The organism is Fusobacterium mortiferum ATCC 9817 (assembly GCF_000158195.2).
GTDB lineage: Bacteria > Fusobacteriota > Fusobacteriia > Fusobacteriales > Fusobacteriaceae > Fusobacterium_A > Fusobacterium_A mortiferum.
Window position 1 is genome coordinate 63,018 of sequence record NZ_GL987987.1, and the last position, 17,111, is coordinate 80,128.

A 17,111-nucleotide genomic window follows, 5' to 3' on the forward strand; every position below is an offset into this window, starting at 1 on the left:
AGTTTTATCATCTCCTTTAAAAATTTTTCTTTATTAAAAATACCAGAGATGATATACTCTAATTGCGGTAAGGGTATATTCTCTGGTATTAATAACCTAGAATACTCTTGAGTCTATTTAGATGGCAGTCTGAATAGGCTCTTTTATATTTAGGTACTCATATAGTCTAGTGGCATTGATATAATATATCCAATGTTTAGACCCTTCTTTTTTGATAGCACTGGCAAATTCTGAAAATTTACCCTGCTGTATAAAGACTCTCAATGTCTGTACAGGTAGCCCTAATAATTGAGCTGCTTTTTCAGTTTTTATTCTTTCTGATTTCATTTTTTCCTCCTTCTTTTTTAGATTAGGTAGATTTCAATTTATAATATATACTTAAGTTTATAAAAAATTTATAATTTTAAATTCGCCAGTACTAGCATTATATCCAATATCCTCTCTATTAAGAATTTTTCCTAAACTAGCTATTAAAGTTATAAAATTAGTAGAAATATCTTGTGTGTAATAAGAAATTCTACGGGGAATAGGTCTAGGAGTGTAGGTATTTAATCCGATAATATATTCTACTAACATATTATAATTCTGTGTAAGAGTACTTAATGTTTGTATAAGGTTATTTTTATCTTTTTCTAAATTTTCTATTCTTTCTATTGCTTCTTCTAAAGATGTCAAGTTAGAGAACTTAAATTCAAATTTTTTATCTAATATTTCATAAAATTCCTGTAAAAGTACATTATATCCTTGATCAGTTTTAATTATAGGAGATATATAAGGCTTAATAGTTTGATTATTTATATAATTATTGTATTCGGTTTCGTTCTCTTTAACTCCATATTTATTAATAGCAATCTTATAATATTTAGAAGGCTTTTCTTTTATTTGCACCAAAATTCTATTTGAATAAAAATAAATCTTTTTGATAGTTGAATTTGGTGGTAAATAAAGTGGAACAAAGTTTACTAAAAATTTTTTTCCATAATCACTATTCCAAAAATTGTGATATTTTCCATTTTCTATATTTAATATAAATTCAGTAAATTCTAATAACTCATTGACATTCTCATCGGAAAAATTCTTTTCATATAGTGAAGTAATAAAAAAAGTTATTATTTTTTGTGCTTTTTTTACAAGTCTTGTATTAGAAGTAAATGGGACTTGAATTTTATTATTTTCTCTAGTTCTATTTTTATCTATAAAATTTTTAATTTCTTCATATGCATCTTCGCTCTCTTTTTCAGTAAGGTTAGAGCTAGAAGTTTTTGTTAAAAGCCATCCAGGATTCCAAATTAAACGCTCAACCATAGCTTCCTCTCTAAAGAAAATTGGTATATTGCTATAAAAAGTATTACTACTATAACTTAAAGGATCTCTATCTAATGACTCTTGGAGTGAATCATAGCTATTTCCTACAAAGTAACAAGAGGTAGTTTGTTCAAGTATTTCGTTTCCCCGAGAAAAACTATCCCCATTTAAATAAGTTTTAAATGAACTCCTTAAGTTAGAATCTATATCTGACTGGGAAAGATTTGAAATTTCATCAATTAAGATTGCTTTATTTTTTTTACAAATATAACACCATCCATATTTTTATTGAGAGAGCCAAATAATTGTGCAACAGAGAGTGCTTTAACTAGTTCAAAAATCTCGTTGAATCTTTTAGAAATGTATGACTTTCCAGTATTTGGAGCTCCAAGTTCTATTAGGTGTCCATGCTCTATCAATAAGGGTAAAAATCTCATAAATCTAACTAATATATCTGTAATAGTAAAAGTTTTGATATCTAATCCTAAAGCCATAAAAAATAGTATCAATAATTCTAAATTCATTTTAATTTCCTCCTCCAATTTGTATTTCTAGACTTTTTTCAAAGTAAAATTTTAAAAAGTTAGCATTAGAAGAATGAGTCAAGTTTATAGTTCCGCATTTAGGGCAAAAAGGCTCCAATCCACCATACATAAAATTTCCACAGTTATTACAACTGAGAGGAAATAATAAAGGTCTTAAATGAGAGTAATTTTTAGTAACAATTTTATTATTAAATACCCCTAAATTATTTTCAGAATCTTCAGTAGATAATGAGAAGACGTATGGCATAATGTTTCGATTATAAATGGAATACTGATAATAGTTAAAGGGCTCTATATTTTTATCAAAGTTTTGAAAAATTGGCTTGACAAGAATACCAAAATTTTGATTGAAATAGGGTCTTCTAAATCCCCAAATCTGTATTGGATATTCTTGTAAGATACATCCTATTTGGAATTCAAGAGCATTAAGAAAATTACCTTGTCGATTTTTAGCAATCCAAATAGACCAATAAGAATAATAATTAATATAAATTCGGTTTTCATCTTCTGTATAGGAAAGTTGTGGATAATATTGTGATAAAATATTAGAAAAAGAAAGTCCACAATTTTGAAAAAGAAAAATAAGTGTAGTGATTAAATCTGTTAAGTTCATAGAATACCTCCAAATTAATTTTATATTTTTGTTTCAACTACCTATTATTTCTCATTGCTATTTTGAAGATTTGATGGTATACTAATAATATAGTAAACAAAATATCAATTTAAAATAAAATGTAAGTTTAAAACATACAAACATAATATTTATTATAAATAAACGATATGTTTATTATGTATATTAGCATATTTTTTTATAAAAGTCAAGAGAAGGGAGTAAAAAATGAAAATATACCTTAAAACAGAGAATATAGAGAAGTTCTTACAAACTAAAGCTTCGCTGGTCAATACAATTGTTGGAGTTGTTACTTCAGATTCGGATATAGTGAAGATAAAATTAACTAATACAGCAAATTTCGTTGGAAATTTGGCAAATGATAATCTGCGAAATGAATGGAATTTACTATATAAAATTTCGAATTTTACACAATATAAAAAAATAGTTTTAGATATAGATTCTAATGTTATTAAATTTTCAGGATACCAATATTTAGATTTGGATATTATTGATGACTTAGATCCAGAATTTTATAATGAGATTAAAAAAATTTATTTTAAATTCAATACAGCAGAACTTGAGTTAAATGAGATTGAAATAAAAAGGAATTGTATTGGTGAACTTATAGAAAACTTACATCAAAGATTGGAAAATAATGATAATTTGTATTGGAAATTAAATTTATTAATAGTTTTTGAATACCTTTTCTTATTTATACAAGAAATGGGAGATGATATTTCCTTAGAAGATTCTTTAAATATAAAGTTAAAAAATATAATAAAAATTCTTTTAAATGAGGAAGAAATAAGTTTTGAAACTGGATTAAGTAGTCTAGGAAAAGAGTTCTATAATATACTAGATAAGTTATCAAATAACCAAACTTATGATTTAAAATTTATTTTTTTATCTTCACCTTTAAGAGAAAAAGAATGGTTTTTATATAATTTATTAAAAAAGATGAAATCAGAGATTGGGAATGAGTTCTTGGCAAAATCTAGTAATAGAATGAAAATCAGTTACTTTCACACACATAAAGATAATAGAAAGCCAACATATGATTTTATTTTTGGATTTTTAAATACATTAGATAATAATGCAAAAAAAGATGAATACTTAAATTTTTTTAATAGATTTAATGAAGTAAATAGTTTTTTAGCAGCAGTATCAAAGGAAAATATATTAATAAATATTAATACTTTTTTTTCTTATCGTCAAACAATTCCAGGATTTTACTTAGATATGAGTGAGTTTTATATTGATATTCTTATTCCTATGTCAGATAATTTTAATATTAATTTAAGATTTGGATGCTCAGGTGATTTAAATAATCTAACACCATATTCAAGAGTAGGATTATTCACATATAATCCTCAGATAGGACAATACTCATTAAATGCATTATATGGAACTCCTAATATGTTACCTCCAGTTGGTTTAAATCAAGCATATTATATTATAAAATGGATAACTATAGTATAAATATATATTATAAAATGTAAAAAGATTCCTATGGGAATCTTTTTTATTTTATATAAAAAGGATGTGATAGTATGAAAGCTTATGAGATTAAAAATGCGATGATTGATACTTTGGATATATTTTTAGAGAGCAACAAAGATGAGATGGACAAAGAGAACTATGATGATGTGATGGAGTATTTGAGAGAGGAATTAGAGAGCAAGAGTTCAAATATAGTGAGATACATTAGAAACTTAGAGCTAGAGAATATAGTAGCTAAAACAGAGATAGATAGATTGGAGGAACTTAAGAAAAGTAGAGAGAAGAAAATAACTTCATTGAAAGGGTATATTAAGGGAATCTTATTAGAATTAGATAAAAAGAAGATTGAAACTGATTTAGGAAATCTTAGCTTGAGAAAAACTACAAGTGTAGAGATAATTGATTTATCTAAGATACCTAAAGAGTATTTAACAGTAAAAGAGGAAATTAAACCAGCTAAAAATTTAATAAGCGAAAGTCTTAAGAAAAATATAGCAGTCAGTGGTGCAATTCTTAAAGAAGATTATCTGTTAAAAATCAAGTAAGGAGAATGAGAATATGGAAAATAAAGAATTTATGAGTATTATAGATAGACTAAAAGAAAATATAAATGACAAGATAAAAGATTTCTTAGAGAATTCACAAGAGCTAAAAGACTTTATAGAGTTTAGAAGAAAGAACTTCTATAATTACAGTATTAGAAACAATATTCTAATCTATAAGCAAGATAAGACAGCCACTATGATAGCTAGTTTTAAAAGATGGAAAGAGCTTGGGTATAATATCAAAAAGGGAGCTAAAGCCATTCATATCTTAGTACCACTTATCAGTAAAAAGGTAGTTGATGGAAAGGAAGAGCAATATGTATATGGATATAAATATGCTAATGTATTTGATATTAAAAGTACCATTCCAACAGATAAAGCAGTAATCATTCCAGAGATTGATACTAGGATGAAGCGAGGGGATAGTAAATATAAGATAACAGAATTATTTAAAAAATCTAAGGAAATAGTAGAGCAGTATTTGCCAGTTAATGTAGTTAAAGAACTTCATGCTAAAGGTTGTACTGATGGAAATACCATTACACTTAGAAAAGATAGATATGTAGCAATGAGTGGAACTCTTATGCATGAGTTCATTCATTATTTAAACCATTTTGGAAAAAATCCTAAAAGTCAAAATCAAGAGGAAGTAGAAGCAGAGATAGGAGCCATGTTATATGGTTCCTATTTTAATTTAGACATAAGTGGAAAGTATAAGTATATAGCACTGTGGAAAAGTAAAGATGTAAGACTAGATGAAGCTTTTGATGTAGCTCTATCATCATTTGAGGAATTACTTTATGGAAATATGGATAAAAAAGGATTAATAGATTTAATTGAAGGAAAAGAGGAGGAATAATTATGCTAAGTACAAAGAGAGTTATCAAAATATTAGAGAAATTAATAGAAGAGATGGAGAAAATTAATGTTAGAAAGGTAGTAAGTATATCACTATCTGAAACTAATAGAAATATTCCTAAAATTCCTAAAGCAGTTATCAAGGAAATGTTAGAGGAAATTAAGCAAAAGAATAAGACTAATTTATCTATTGTAGATATTCCAGATGATGATTCAAGATACATATTCCAAGATATTTTAAATGGAAAGTTAGTAGTAAATAACTTAAGTAAAGAAGTAATTATAGGAGTAAGAATTTAAAAAGGAGAGATACAATGAGAACTATATTTATGACACCACTAATAAGACATGATTTAGATGTAAGAGCATTACTAATGATAGTATCAGCTATAAGGTTAAAGGAAGAGAAAGAGGAAACTCAAGGACTAGACCCATTTCAGATATTTGAGTTCAAAGGAAAAAAGATGATTAATAGACAGGAAGAACCACAGGATAAAAGAGAGTTTGACCTAAGTTATGAAGTTAAAGAGTGTAAAGTATGGGCAGTATTAGAATTAGATGAAACATTTGGAGAATATTGGACTATCATGTTTCCAAGCGAATATTAAAAGGAGGATTGAGAGTATGGATAAGTTATTAGAAAAGTTAAGAGAACCATTTGCTAGAGAGGAATTGGAATTTAGAGTTGGAGCAGTAAACAAGGATAAGATGGAGGGATTGGCTCTTGCTTATGTACAAGCAAGAGCTATTCAAAATAGATTAGATGAGCTATTTGGAATAGATGGTTGGACTGTATCATATAGGGAAGTATCAGCAGGATTTATCTGTTCTCTATCTATCAAAATCAATGATAGATGGATAACTAAAGAAGATGGAGCAAGTATGACAGAGTATGAAAGTATAAAAGGGGGAATATCTAATGCTTTTAAAAGAGTAGCAAGTAGTGGATTTGGAATAGGAAGATATTTATACAAAGCTAAAAATAGATGGTATCCAGTAAGACAGCAAGGAAAAGGATATGTATTTACAGTAGAACCAGAGTTAGAACTTGAAGATAACAACCTAACATTTAGGAAATTAGAAGCAGAAAAAGACGAACCTAAGGTAGTAGGAAGTACTAAGATAGTAATAGAGTTTGGAAAATACAAAGGAATGACACTACAAGAGATTTATGAGAAAGACATTAATTACATCAAATATCTAAGAGCTAATGCCAAAGATAAGAAAATATCACAAGCATGTGCAGAAATGATAGCTTAATGGGAGATATTATGGAGAGATATATTCAATTATTTAAAGAATACAGAATTATAAGGAAAAATCTATTAGAGAGATTTGAAAAACAGGTAAAGGGGATTATGGAAGAGTTAAAGTTCTATACTGATGTTATGGTTTATTTGAAAGATAATAAAGAAATAGATTTTGAAAGAATATCTTCATTATCTACAATTTATTACCTATATAAAATGAATAGAAGAAAATATCCAAAGGTAGAAATATACTTAGAAAACTATTTTAGAAGGGAGAATTAAAATGAAGAATTATCAAAAGTTACTAGATGAGTATATAGTATTTGAAAAGGAAACCTTAGAAAAAGATAGTAGAGAAGTTTATTCTATGGCAGAACAGATAAAATTTTATAATGATGTTATGAATTATCTTGAGTATGGAGATATAAAGGTAAGAGATTTAGAAAAGATAAAATCACTTAAGGACTTATATTACTTCTATATGGAAAGTGATGACTATATTGTAAGAAGATTTGAAGATACACAAAATCTCATAGAAGCATATATAAAAAGATTGGAGGATAACTAATGGATAGATTAACAGAAGAGTATTTGAAATTCAAAAGCTCTATACTAGCACTAAATAAGGAAGAGATATTTGAGAGAGCCTTTAAGATAGTATTCTATAATAAGATTTATAGGTATTTCAAGAATACTGGAGCTTATGTTGATAAGGATATGAGTATAGCTAGTCTATATAACTTTTATATTAAGTATGAAAGTTTAAATGTAAATAATATTGAAGATATAGCAGAGTTTTTAAATGTATATAGAAAATATGTAGCATAAAGAGGAGGAATTAACATGTTAGGAATAGTTGGAGGAATATTAGTAGCAGTAGGAACAGCAGTAACAGCTATAGATGGAATTATTAATAAAAAATAAGAGGAGTGATAAAAAATGAAATTTTACTTACATATGGCAATAGCAACAAAAGATAAGAAAAAACCAAAGTTATCAGAATATACGATAAATGAATATGATACATTTCAAGAAGCTTTACAAGCTTTTCAAAGGACATTTTCAATATATGATGATAGAGAATTACTTAGCTTTAGATATATCAATGAAAAAGAAATAATAGGTAGACTTAGTACATCAAAGAAAAGCTTATCTCCAAAGGTAAAGAAGAATTTACTAACAGGAAAGTACTTCCTATCTTTTAAAAGAGCAGAGAGTAAATACCTATGCAGTAGAGATTATTCAGAGATAGGATTAGACCATGGCTATGGATCACATCGTAAAGGCTATATAGTGATGGAAACTAACTATAAGAAAGTAGCTCAAGAGTATGAAGAATATATGAAAAGATTTGAAGATAAGTATAATACTTATTATATGGAAGATAACATAGATGATTAATGATAAGGGCTCCTATAAAGGAGTCCTTTTACTTTATTTGGAGGAAACTTATGAAAAAGATATTAAAGTTTTTAAAATGTAAAGATAAAGAAGAAGTAATTTACAAAATGAGAAGTTACGAAGGAACACAAGAGATAGAGGAACTAAAAGAGCTTATACACTACATCAGCAAAGAAGGAATAAAAAGAAGAGATTTAACTACTATAAAGAATAAAGAAAACCTTCTTGAGTTTTTAAAGATAAATTTATCTCCAAGAAATAATGAGGAATTTAAAATACTATTTCTAAATAATGCTAATAAACTTATAGCTGAAAAGACACTATTTTATGGAACTATAGATAAATCAGCAGTATATCCAAGAGTAGTACTAGAGGAAGTATTGAGATATAACTCGGCAGGAGTAATATTAGCACATAACCACCCAAGTGGAAATCTTAGACCAAGTAAACAGGACATACAGCTAACAGAAGCACTTCAAGAATTATTAGAAAAGATAAACGTAATGGTGTTAGATCATATGATAATAGGGGATGATGAGTATTTTAGTTTTAGAGAAGAAGGACTAATTTAGATACAAATAACTCATTAGAACCTATATAAAATAAAAATTTTTTTATAAAAATAGGAACTTAAAACAAGAAAAAGCTTTCTATAAAAAGAAAGATAAAATAGAAAAACGTATGTATTTAAAAGGTTTGGATTAGATTATATAATAGAAATAGTATATTGGAAGTTTAAGGAGAAGAGAAATTGAAGAAGAAAATGAGAGTTTTAGTACCTAGATTAATAATTGATGTTATAGAAAAAGACTGTAGATTTTTTGGAATAACAAAGGAAAAGTTGTGTAATGAGATTCTCTTTAAATTCTCCTTAAAGTTTAGATCAAGATACCAAGAGGAGATGATATTTGAGGAGAAAGAGTACTTACAATTTAATTTAAGTAAAGCAAATCAAAGATACTATTCAGAGTTACTAAGTGAATTAAAAAATATTAATGAGTCTGAAGTAATAAGAGAGATTTTTTCATCTTATGCAGTTTTAGTACCATTTTTAAGAGAGATGAATCTATTCAGAGAAAAGATAATATTTTTGAGTTCAGCTAATAAGGAATATCGAGTATTGAAGATAGATACTCCTAGTGGAATAGTAGAAGGGAGGATAGAAAAAATATTTAGGTGTAAAGAAACTGGTTATTTAAAACTAGAAGTAAATGAAAGAGAGTATTATGTAGGACAATTAAGAGTTATTTCTTAAAAATAAGATAAAAGGAGAGATTTAAAATGATAATTAATGATTTATGTAAATATTCTAAAGAAGAACTATATGAGAAATTAACAACAACATATCAAAATCAAAAATTAGGAACATTAGGAAATATTATAGCTCGTTCAATTGCTATAGCAGTATTAGTTTTAGCAGTCCAAAGTTCAGATGGAATAATATATAAGATATTTGGAGGAATAGGAATTGCCTTTTCTGCTTATAAAATAATTAAACCACATGGTGAAGATGAAGAGATATTTAGTGAATTAAAAGAAGTAGTTAATTTATTAGAAAACTATAAAAAATGTAAGGATGGAATAGCAACAATAGATATAACAGATAAACAATTTCAAAATGCAACTCGTAATATAGAAAAACGTTTACCAAAACTTTTAGAAAATTCAACATTTAATAAGATTCTAGCATTTATTCCTATATTTAATATTTTTGTAGATGAATTAGGAACATATAGAGGGCATAAAAATAGTGGGCATTTAGAGTGTTTACTAGATAACGGAATAGGAAGAGTTGGATTAAGAGTTTTTACAGATGAGAATATAAAAATTAAAGATACAAAGGAAAATAATTAAATGTAAGAGGGGGATTATCATATGAATATAAAAAAAATAATAGTGGCTATTTTATTGAGTACTTTATTTTTAGCTTGTATGGAGTCTAAAGAAGTGAAATCACTAAAAAATGCAACCTTATATGGGTATGAAAATAAAACTTTAGGAGAAGCTGTAGAAGGATTTTTTGAGGATCCAACATGGGAGAAAATAACAGGAACAGATGGAAATACATATGTTAATGTTAGTGGAAAAATCCTATATGGAGATTTAGAAGTTGAAGTTATTTTGCAATATTTAGTTGAATCAGATGGAAGTTTTACTTTTAATGCAATAGAAGTAGATGAAGTTCCTTATGACGTATATGTATATAGAGAATTATTAGAAAAAATGTATGAATAGGGATTGGTAAAAACCAATCTCTTTTTATAAAATGATAGGAGAGTATATGAAAAAATTAGTTATATTAATAATGATGATAATTTTAATGGGATGTGGAGATAAAGAAATAACAGAAAAAGATATAAAAACTTTAACAGAAGGAGAAAAACAAGCTTTATTGTTAATAAATAGAGTAACTAGTAAAAATCCAAATATAATTACTATAAAAGATAGATTAATTGTTGATTCCTTAATAGTCGAACTATATGGTAAAGGAGCTCTTAAAGGAGGAACAAAAGAAAATTTAGAAAGTATTGGACTAGCTAGAATATTAAAAGCTGGTGGTATAAATAAAAGTGATGGATTTAATGAAATATTTAAAAAAGAGATTAAGTTAGTAAAATCATTAAGAATACCTCAATTACATACTTATATAATAGATAATTACTTAGTTAGTGATTATGAAAATGTAAAGATAAAATGGAAAATATTTAAAGATAAAAATGGTAGTTTTCAGTTAACAGATTATTTAGAATACTATTATAATAATAAATTAGTAACAATAACAAAGGAACAAGAAGAACTGGCATTAGAATTTTTAAAATATAACCCTATTATTAATGGTTATATAGAAGGGAAACAAAAATATATTTTTTTAGATGAAGATGATAACGGAAATACAATTGCTTTAAAAATAGAGGAAAGCCAGAATAATAATATTACAAAACAGATTATATATAATTATTTAGGTGAAAGATATATAGAAGCAGAGTACTTTAAGGGAGAACTTCCAATAAAAGTAAAAGTTTATAATTTATTAGGAGAAAATACATTAGATTTTGAAAGAAAAGAAGTAAATGGAAAAGCAAAATCAACTTTTAAATTTTTTAAAGATGGAAATAAAATAATAGAATTTGAAAAAGATAATATAATTAGATCTTTTGATAGTGAAGGAAATGTAAAAGGAACTATTGATTTGGATACTGGGATGTTAGATGAAGTAGATGGTGGCTATAAAATACAAGGAAGGCATTTAGATAAAGAAGATATGATTATCTATGTAATGGATATATCAAAATTATTTAAAATTAAAACTTTAAAGGATGTTTATACAAATATAATTACAGGTTTAAAAGTTATTACTGAATATGAAAATGATAAAGTAATCAAAAAAGAAGTATGGAAAGATTTTGGAAAACATGGAGAAAGTAAAGAGTGGTATTTAAATGGTAACTTAAAAAGTACGAAAAAATATTACTATGGTAAGTTAATTGATAATTCTAAAGAGTATTATGAGAATGGAGCAATTAAAGAGCTTGTAAAATATAGTTCAAGTAATATATATCATTATGCAAATGTTAAGGAATATTATAAAAATGGAAAAATGAAAAAATCATATCCTAGTCTACTTGTAGCTGGAAAGAGAATATATGATGGAGAAGTTACAGAGTATTATGAAAATGGAAAAAAGAAACAAGAAAGTACATATAAAACATATCCACCTAAATTTGATGTAGCTTATAAAGATGGGACTTGGAAGTATTATAATACTAAAGGGAACTTAGAAAAAGAAGAGATATATAAAGATGGAGAATTAAAGACAATAAATGAATATAAAAATAATAATCGTATAAAAGAAATTCAATTAACTGAAAATGAATATAAATATGTACAAGAGTATAAATATGTTGATTCTTATAGTTACTATATAGAGAAAAAATACTATTTAGACCAAAATAATAATCTTATTTGGAATTATGAAGAATATGGGCTTAAAAATTATAGAAGTTATCTTAAATTAAAAGGAGAATATAAAAATGGAGTAAGAGAAGGAGAATGGAAAAATATGATGCTAATGGTAATTTAATTGAAACTATCATTTATATGGATGGGAAAGATATTAATGACATAGCTGATGAAATAGAAGAACAAGAAAAATGGAATACTCCAAGAGTAGAATATTATCCTAGTGGAAGAGTAAAATCATATTCTGATGGACCATTTGAAGCTATATATGAAGATAAAGATATTAATTTTATTGAATTAGAAAATTTTGTTAAAAATATAGAAAAAGAAGTAGAAGAGTATATTAAAACTAAAGATGAAGAAATAGGGTATTCTATTAGCATAAGTTTAAATGAAGGGATGGGAAGTAATATACCTATTTATTCTTTAAATAAAAATCTAACATCAGAAGAAAAGAAAAAATTACAAGAATTACAAGTTAGAATAGAAAAGTGTCATGAAAAGGCAAGTCAAATTTGGGGAGCTTAATAAGTCTTTAAAGAAGTTACTTTAAATAGTAGCTTCTTTTTTTATATATGTACAACAATATACATGTATATTATATTGATACTTTTATTAAGTAACTATAACAATGTACGTGTATATCATAAAGAAAGGAGGTCTATTTATTATGGAAAAAAACTTAACTTATAGAAGTTCTAGTAAAGGAGTAGCTGAACAATATGGAATAAGTCTATCTAAAAAAATGTTAACTGACATGGGTATTACACCCGCTAATAGAAAAGTTTTAGTCAATTATGATGAAAAAACAAAGACTATTACTATAACTAAAAAATAACTTTTCTATTTTTATCCCCCTATATATTTGGGGGTATTAAATTTTTCATAATTTATATAAAAAACTCTAATTTTTTTAAATACCTAAAAAACTATGGATATTTTCATAATTTTAGGTATTTTTTTTATTTTTTTACTAAAGTGAGCAGGAAAAATGAGTATAAAACCGATTATGAGGTTTTATACGAATTCAATGCTCACTGAAATTAATACTTTATTTTATTAATTATTTAATTTTTTAGGAGGAATTATAATGGATACAATAGAAATAGGATTAAAAATCAAAGATCATATTAATTTAACTATTCAAGAACTAGAAACAATGAAAAGAGAAATAGAAGGATTAATGAGTCCTTTTGGATATAATTACTGTAATTATCTTAGTTTTTCTAGTGCTAAAAAAATTATAATAAAAATATCATATCCAAGATTTTTTGCTGGAACAAATGCTTACTTAATCACTAAAAGAAGTGAATGTTTTCAAGTTCAAAATCATTTTGTTAATAATTTTTTATCTGATATTTTATGGAGTAACTATATAGAAGGAATATCTTTAAATAGAGTAGATATTCCTTTTACATATCTAATGGAAACTACAGAAGAGTTTGCAAGTTATGAAAATATCTATTATATTTTTGCTCATGTATATGATAGAAAGATAGAAAATGCTAGAACTAAAGCATATTTAGACCTTATCAATAAAGGTTATGAAACATTAATTTATGCTCCAAACGGTAGTGTTGGAAAGAGTTATAACAATAGATTAGAAGTGTATAATCAAGCTTTGAATTTATCAGAAAAATTAGATGAAGATATGAAAGAAAGTATATTTAATACCTATAAAGACTTACCACAAAGAATAAGAATGGAAGTATCAAAGAGAATAAGGTTAAGAAATCTAATAGGGATTTATGATTTTGCTAATTATGATATATTGGGAAATTACTTTCTTAGCTACAAAAATTATATTTTAGAGAATATTTTAGATTTTAAGGTAATAGATGAGTTATACAATTATTGGGCAAATATATTAAGCCAAAAGTTAATAGCTGAAAGAAATAATGGAAAGATTAACTATGCAAATTTTATTTATCAAAATCAGCAAATAATATATGATTATGAGATAGTAAGAAGAGCATTCGGAATAAGCATTGATAATGAAAATACTCGCGAAAATGCTATTACTAGAGTAAGACAAGTTTTAATACAATATGAAAATACACATAATATTATTTTAATGGATGTGTATGGTACTTTGAAGAAAATAGAAGCACAAATAAAAACAACATATTTACTTGATTAAAAAATAAAGTAGGTAGTGACACTATGTCATTACCTATCTTATATTATGATAATATTTATGATAAAATTTTTAAAAAAATTAATGGGATTTATATTTTGTTCTAAAAATTTTAATATATATTCATTTATGAATATATATTAAAAAATAAAAAAAGTCAAGTTTTTGTTTTATATATCTCCCATATTTTTATTATATAATCATATATTATAATATTATGATATAATAATGATAATAATATATAATAAGGAGAAGAGAGGAAATGGAGTATTCATTTACACAACTTGAGAAAGAATTTGATAGATTAGGAATAGAATTAACAGATGAAAAATTAGTAGAATTAAATCTGCTATCTAATAACGGAGAGGTAAATTATGAGGGAATATTATTATCAGACCAGTGTACTCATCGAGTAAAACTTATAGACTATACAGATAATGAGAAGGTAGAGATAGTTACAGGCTCTTTAATAGCTCAATATGTAGGTATAAAAGAAAAGTTGATACAAATATCAAATGAAATGAAATATCCAATAAAAGCACTAATAGAAGCTCTTAAAAATATAATTCTACATAGAGATTATAGTTATAAGGGAGATTCTATCATAAGAATATATAAAGATAGAATAGAATTTACCTCTTTAGGTGAATTAATAGGTAATTTAACAATGGAAGGAATAGAGCTAGGTATATCAGTATTAAGAAATCTTAATCTAATGAGAGTATTTCAAGAGATAGGTATTACTAAAGGGAATGGAGAGGGAATCCAAGAGATATTATCAGCATATAAGGAGTATAAAGTAAAACCAGTATTTAAGTCTATTGGTGGAGTATTCCAAGTTATTTTACCTAAACCAGAGTACACAATCAATGGGAAGGTTATAAATGACAAATATAGAAGAGTACTAGAGTTTATGGAGAAGAGAGGAACAGCAAATAATAAAGAGATACAAGAACACCTAGAACTTAAGAGTACAAGTGTAGTGAACTATCTTAAGGAGATGTTAGAGCTGGAATTGATAGAAAAGATTAGAGATGGTAGAAATATTAGTTATAAGATAAAAACATCAAAATAGTTGGAAAACGTGAGATTTAAGCTAAAAAATATATTGGAAAACGTGAAAAATTATAAATTTAAAGTTGAATTGCTATCAGTGATAGTATAGGATATTATTGTGTTAAGATGTGTTAGATTAGTGTTAGGATTGATAGAGTAGTAGAAACATAAGGAAAAAATGTTAGTTATAAAATAAAATAGGGATTTTCTTTATACTGTGGTATAATAAATATTATATATTTAAGGAAGGAGAGTAATATAGCCATGAAAAAAATATCTATTGCAGTAGAAGATTTTAAAAAAATAATTGAAGAAAATTATTATTATATAGATAAGACAAAGTTTATAGAAGATATACTAAATGATGGAGCAGAAGTAAAACTATTTTGTCGTCCTAGAAGATTTGGAAAAACACTTAATATGTCTACACTTAAATATTTCTTTGATATAGAAAATAAAGATGAGAATAGAAAATTATTCAAGAGCTTATATATAGAAAACTCTCCTATGATGAAGGAACAAGGAAAATATCCTGTAATATTTCTTAGCTTGAAAGGAATAACTGGTAATACATGGAAAGATATAATTATAGAAATCAAAGGTAAAATATTTAAGTTATATAATCAATTTGAGGAAATAATTACTCCTATTTTATCAGAAAGTGAGAGTAAAATATTTAAAAGATTGCTCAATAAAGAAAGTGATGAAGGAGAATTAAAAACTGCATTATCATTTTTAACACTATTATTATATAAATATTATAATCAAAAGGTAGTAGTATTAATAGATGAGTATGACTCTCCAATAATATCAGCTTATGAAAAAGGCTACTATACAGAAATGAAAGATTTTTTAAAGGCTTTCTATGGAGAGGTACTTAAAACAAATGAATACTTACAGATGGGAGTACTTACTGGAATAATAAGAGTAGCTCAAGCAGGAATATTTTCTGATTTAAATAACTTTACAAACTACACAATATTAAATAATGAGTATAGCAATAGTTTTGGATTAGTAGAAAATGAAGTGAAAGCTATGTTAGATTATTATGATATAGGGTATGAGATGCCAGAGGTAAAAGAGTGGTATGATGGTTATAGTTTTGGAAAAGATGAAATATATAATCCTTGGAGTATTTTAAAATTTGTACAAAGTAAGGAGTTAAAATCTCATTGGGTAAATACTTCTGGAAATGCTTTAATATTAAATATGTTATTAGCTTCAAACTCAACTGTATTTGAGTACTTAAATGACTTGATAAATGGCAAGGATATAATAGTCTATATCAATGAAAGTATAAGAATGGGAGATAACCTTTCTCCTAATAATATTTGGGAGATAATGTTATTCTCTGGATATCTAACAATTAAGGAAAAACTTAGTGAAACAATGTTTACCTTAAGACTACCTAATAAAGAGATACAAAAACTATTTAAAGGCTTATTTGTAGATGCTATTTTTAGAGAGAGTAACAATGTTGGAAGTTTGATTCAAGCTTTGGTTACTAAGAATATATCTCAAATAATAAAAAGTTTAGAAGATGTAGTTGTTAATGCTATTAGTTTCTATGATACAACTAAAAAGTATGAGAATCCTTATCAAGCATTATTAGGGGGATTCTTATATGCTTTAGATGATTATTATATAATGCATCCCAATATGGAGAGTGGTTATGGAAGAGCTGATATAATTTTAGAGCCAAGAAATAAAGCTTGGGCAGGATATATTTTAGAACTAAAAAGAGCTAATACCAATGATATAGAAAAAGAAGCAGAAAAAGCTTTTAATCAAATAGAAGATAAAAAATATGAAACTCTATTAAAGAAAAATGGAGTAAAGGATATAGTAAAGATTGGTTTAGTTTTTGATGGGAAAAAAGCCATAGCTTATTATTAAAAATAAAATTATTATTGATAGTATAGTGTTAATGAGTTACTAAAA

At 25.9% G+C, this 17,111-nt stretch carries 24 protein-coding genes; 20 read left to right on the forward strand and 4 right to left on the reverse strand.

The features are described 5' to 3' along the window. Window positions 1-117: 117 nt before the first annotated feature. The 4 genes from FMAG_RS00350 to FMAG_RS00365 are packed head-to-tail and all read right to left on the reverse strand — an operon-like array spanning window position 118 to window position 2,463. Window positions 118-327: a helix-turn-helix domain-containing protein gene (locus FMAG_RS00350; protein ID WP_005882949.1), complete on the reverse strand. Its 210-nt coding sequence runs from the start codon at window positions 325-327 to the stop codon at window positions 118-120. Between the two features lie 57 nt (window positions 328-384). Further along, a complete protein-coding gene (locus FMAG_RS00355; RefSeq protein ID WP_081462336.1) occupies window positions 385-1,572 on the reverse strand; it encodes a BREX system Lon protease-like protein BrxL in 1,188 nt (395 codons plus the stop codon). Then, on the reverse strand, window positions 1,545-1,829 hold the full coding sequence (locus FMAG_RS00360) for a BREX system Lon protease-like protein BrxL (RefSeq protein WP_005882953.1): 285 nt from the start codon (window positions 1,827-1,829) through the stop codon (window positions 1,545-1,547). Before FMAG_RS00360 ends, FMAG_RS00355 begins: the two co-directional genes overlap by 28 nt. A 1-nt stretch (window position 1,830) precedes the next feature. Next, window positions 1,831-2,463: a hypothetical protein gene (locus FMAG_RS00365; RefSeq protein WP_005882955.1), complete on the reverse strand. Its 633-nt coding sequence runs from the start codon at window positions 2,461-2,463 to the stop codon at window positions 1,831-1,833. A 225-nt stretch (window positions 2,464-2,688) separates the two neighbouring features. Here FMAG_RS00365 and FMAG_RS00370 point away from each other — a divergent pair, with 225 nt between their 5' ends. The 20 genes from FMAG_RS00370 (at window position 2,689) to FMAG_RS00460 (ending at window position 17,066) form a co-directional block, all read left to right on the forward strand. Beyond that, window positions 2,689-3,942, forward strand: a complete 1,254-nt coding sequence (locus FMAG_RS00370; protein WP_005882958.1) for a hypothetical protein — start codon at window positions 2,689-2,691, stop codon at window positions 3,940-3,942. A gap of 71 nt (window positions 3,943-4,013) precedes the next feature. Next, entirely contained in the window at window positions 4,014-4,508 is a 495-nt protein-coding gene (locus tag FMAG_RS00375; RefSeq protein ID WP_005882960.1) for a siphovirus Gp157 family protein, read from the forward strand. 13 nt (window positions 4,509-4,521) lie between these two features. Further along, entirely contained in the window at window positions 4,522-5,367 is an 846-nt protein-coding gene (locus tag FMAG_RS00380) for an ArdC-like ssDNA-binding domain-containing protein (protein WP_005882962.1), read from the forward strand. A 2-nt stretch (window positions 5,368-5,369) separates the two neighbouring features. Then, window positions 5,370-5,666 carry a hypothetical protein gene (locus tag FMAG_RS00385; RefSeq protein ID WP_005882964.1) on the forward strand — a complete coding sequence of 99 codons (297 nt, stop codon included), beginning with the start codon at window positions 5,370-5,372 and terminating at the stop codon, window positions 5,664-5,666. Window positions 5,667-5,680: 14 nt separating this feature from the next. After that, window positions 5,681-5,974, forward strand: a complete 294-nt coding sequence (locus FMAG_RS00390) for a hypothetical protein (protein WP_005882966.1) — start codon at window positions 5,681-5,683, stop codon at window positions 5,972-5,974. A gap of 16 nt (window positions 5,975-5,990) precedes the next feature. Continuing rightward, complete coding sequence (locus FMAG_RS00395) at window positions 5,991-6,626, forward strand: Rad52/Rad22 family DNA repair protein (RefSeq protein ID WP_005882968.1); 636 nt, start codon at window positions 5,991-5,993, stop codon at window positions 6,624-6,626. Window positions 6,627-6,637: 11 nt separating this feature from the next. Next, window positions 6,638-6,898 (forward strand): hypothetical protein, encoded by a 261-nt coding sequence (locus tag FMAG_RS00400; protein ID WP_005882970.1) that lies wholly within the window; start codon window positions 6,638-6,640, stop codon window positions 6,896-6,898. A 1-nt stretch (window position 6,899) separates the two neighbouring features. Further along, window positions 6,900-7,184, forward strand: a complete 285-nt coding sequence (locus tag FMAG_RS00405; protein ID WP_005882972.1) for a hypothetical protein — start codon at window positions 6,900-6,902, stop codon at window positions 7,182-7,184. Then, complete coding sequence (locus FMAG_RS00410) at window positions 7,184-7,444, forward strand: hypothetical protein (RefSeq protein WP_005882974.1); 261 nt, start codon at window positions 7,184-7,186, stop codon at window positions 7,442-7,444. Before FMAG_RS00405 ends, FMAG_RS00410 begins: the two co-directional genes overlap by 1 nt. 111 nt (window positions 7,445-7,555) lie before the next feature. Continuing rightward, window positions 7,556-8,017, forward strand: a complete 462-nt coding sequence (locus FMAG_RS00415; protein ID WP_005882976.1) for a hypothetical protein — start codon at window positions 7,556-7,558, stop codon at window positions 8,015-8,017. 50 nt (window positions 8,018-8,067) lie between these two features. Beyond that, window positions 8,068-8,589 carry a JAB domain-containing protein gene (locus tag FMAG_RS00420; protein ID WP_005882978.1) on the forward strand — a complete coding sequence of 174 codons (522 nt, stop codon included), beginning with the start codon at window positions 8,068-8,070 and terminating at the stop codon, window positions 8,587-8,589. A 179-nt stretch (window positions 8,590-8,768) separates the two neighbouring features. After that, window positions 8,769-9,272: a hypothetical protein gene (locus FMAG_RS00425; protein WP_005882980.1), complete on the forward strand. Its 504-nt coding sequence runs from the start codon at window positions 8,769-8,771 to the stop codon at window positions 9,270-9,272. 26 nt (window positions 9,273-9,298) lie between these two features. After that, window positions 9,299-9,871: a hypothetical protein gene (locus tag FMAG_RS00430; RefSeq protein WP_005882982.1), complete on the forward strand. Its 573-nt coding sequence runs from the start codon at window positions 9,299-9,301 to the stop codon at window positions 9,869-9,871. Between the two features lie 21 nt (window positions 9,872-9,892). Continuing rightward, complete coding sequence (locus tag FMAG_RS00435) at window positions 9,893-10,252, forward strand: hypothetical protein (RefSeq protein ID WP_005882984.1); 360 nt, start codon at window positions 9,893-9,895, stop codon at window positions 10,250-10,252. A 46-nt stretch (window positions 10,253-10,298) separates the two neighbouring features. Next, a complete protein-coding gene (locus FMAG_RS00440) occupies window positions 10,299-12,098 on the forward strand; it encodes a toxin-antitoxin system YwqK family antitoxin (RefSeq protein ID WP_005882985.1) in 1,800 nt (599 codons plus the stop codon). Then, window positions 12,068-12,505 carry a hypothetical protein gene (locus FMAG_RS00445; RefSeq protein ID WP_005882987.1) on the forward strand — a complete coding sequence of 146 codons (438 nt, stop codon included), beginning with the start codon at window positions 12,068-12,070 and terminating at the stop codon, window positions 12,503-12,505. The genes FMAG_RS00440 and FMAG_RS00445 overlap by 31 nt, the downstream gene beginning before the upstream one ends. 142 nt (window positions 12,506-12,647) lie before the next feature. Continuing rightward, on the forward strand, window positions 12,648-12,815 hold the full coding sequence (locus tag FMAG_RS13710) for a hypothetical protein (RefSeq protein WP_005882989.1): 168 nt from the start codon (window positions 12,648-12,650) through the stop codon (window positions 12,813-12,815). A 252-nt stretch (window positions 12,816-13,067) separates the two neighbouring features. Further along, complete coding sequence (locus FMAG_RS00450) at window positions 13,068-14,117, forward strand: hypothetical protein (protein ID WP_005882991.1); 1,050 nt, start codon at window positions 13,068-13,070, stop codon at window positions 14,115-14,117. A 259-nt stretch (window positions 14,118-14,376) separates the two neighbouring features. Continuing rightward, complete coding sequence (locus FMAG_RS00455) at window positions 14,377-15,189, forward strand: ATP-binding protein (protein WP_005882993.1); 813 nt, start codon at window positions 14,377-14,379, stop codon at window positions 15,187-15,189. A 245-nt stretch (window positions 15,190-15,434) separates the two neighbouring features. Continuing rightward, a complete protein-coding gene (locus FMAG_RS00460) occupies window positions 15,435-17,066 on the forward strand; it encodes an AAA family ATPase (protein ID WP_005882995.1) in 1,632 nt (543 codons plus the stop codon). The last annotated feature ends 45 nt before the right edge of the window (window positions 17,067-17,111 follow it).

Bases quoted from the DNA above. Each gene is read 5' to 3' on its own strand.
- FMAG_RS13710 (WP_005882989.1), top strand. From the start codon at position 12,648: ATGGAAAAAAACTTAACTTATAGAAGTTCTAGTAAAGGAGTAGCTGAA.
- FMAG_RS00395 (WP_005882968.1), top strand. From the start codon at position 5,991: ATGGATAAGTTATTAGAAAAGTTAAGAGAACCATTTGCTAGAGAGGAA.
- FMAG_RS00435 (WP_005882984.1), top strand. From the start codon at position 9,893: ATGAATATAAAAAAAATAATAGTGGCTATTTTATTGAGTACTTTATTT.
- FMAG_RS00365 (WP_005882955.1), bottom strand. From the start codon at position 2,463: ATGAACTTAACAGATTTAATCACTACACTTATTTTTCTTTTTCAAAAT.
- FMAG_RS00415 (WP_005882976.1), top strand. From the start codon at position 7,556: ATGAAATTTTACTTACATATGGCAATAGCAACAAAAGATAAGAAAAAA.
- FMAG_RS00440 (WP_005882985.1), top strand. From the start codon at position 10,299: ATGAAAAAATTAGTTATATTAATAATGATGATAATTTTAATGGGATGT.
- FMAG_RS00460 (WP_005882995.1), top strand. From the start codon at position 15,435: ATGAAAAAAATATCTATTGCAGTAGAAGATTTTAAAAAAATAATTGAA.
- FMAG_RS00350 (WP_005882949.1), bottom strand. From the start codon at position 327: ATGAAATCAGAAAGAATAAAAACTGAAAAAGCAGCTCAATTATTAGGG.
- FMAG_RS00360 (WP_005882953.1), bottom strand. From the start codon at position 1,829: ATGAATTTAGAATTATTGATACTATTTTTTATGGCTTTAGGATTAGAT.
- FMAG_RS00380 (WP_005882962.1), top strand. From the start codon at position 4,522: ATGGAAAATAAAGAATTTATGAGTATTATAGATAGACTAAAAGAAAAT.
- FMAG_RS00455 (WP_005882993.1), top strand. From the start codon at position 14,377: ATGGAGTATTCATTTACACAACTTGAGAAAGAATTTGATAGATTAGGA.
- FMAG_RS00370 (WP_005882958.1), top strand. From the start codon at position 2,689: ATGAAAATATACCTTAAAACAGAGAATATAGAGAAGTTCTTACAAACT.
- FMAG_RS00410 (WP_005882974.1), top strand. From the start codon at position 7,184: ATGGATAGATTAACAGAAGAGTATTTGAAATTCAAAAGCTCTATACTA.
- FMAG_RS00445 (WP_005882987.1), top strand. From the start codon at position 12,068: ATGGAAAAATATGATGCTAATGGTAATTTAATTGAAACTATCATTTAT.
- FMAG_RS00385 (WP_005882964.1), top strand. From the start codon at position 5,370: ATGCTAAGTACAAAGAGAGTTATCAAAATATTAGAGAAATTAATAGAA.
- FMAG_RS00390 (WP_005882966.1), top strand. From the start codon at position 5,681: ATGAGAACTATATTTATGACACCACTAATAAGACATGATTTAGATGTA.
- FMAG_RS00375 (WP_005882960.1), top strand. From the start codon at position 4,014: ATGAAAGCTTATGAGATTAAAAATGCGATGATTGATACTTTGGATATA.
- FMAG_RS00405 (WP_005882972.1), top strand. From the start codon at position 6,900: ATGAAGAATTATCAAAAGTTACTAGATGAGTATATAGTATTTGAAAAG.
- FMAG_RS00400 (WP_005882970.1), top strand. From the start codon at position 6,638: ATGGAGAGATATATTCAATTATTTAAAGAATACAGAATTATAAGGAAA.
- FMAG_RS00430 (WP_005882982.1), top strand. From the start codon at position 9,299: ATGATAATTAATGATTTATGTAAATATTCTAAAGAAGAACTATATGAG.
- FMAG_RS00450 (WP_005882991.1), top strand. From the start codon at position 13,068: ATGGATACAATAGAAATAGGATTAAAAATCAAAGATCATATTAATTTA.
- FMAG_RS00420 (WP_005882978.1), top strand. From the start codon at position 8,068: ATGAAAAAGATATTAAAGTTTTTAAAATGTAAAGATAAAGAAGAAGTA.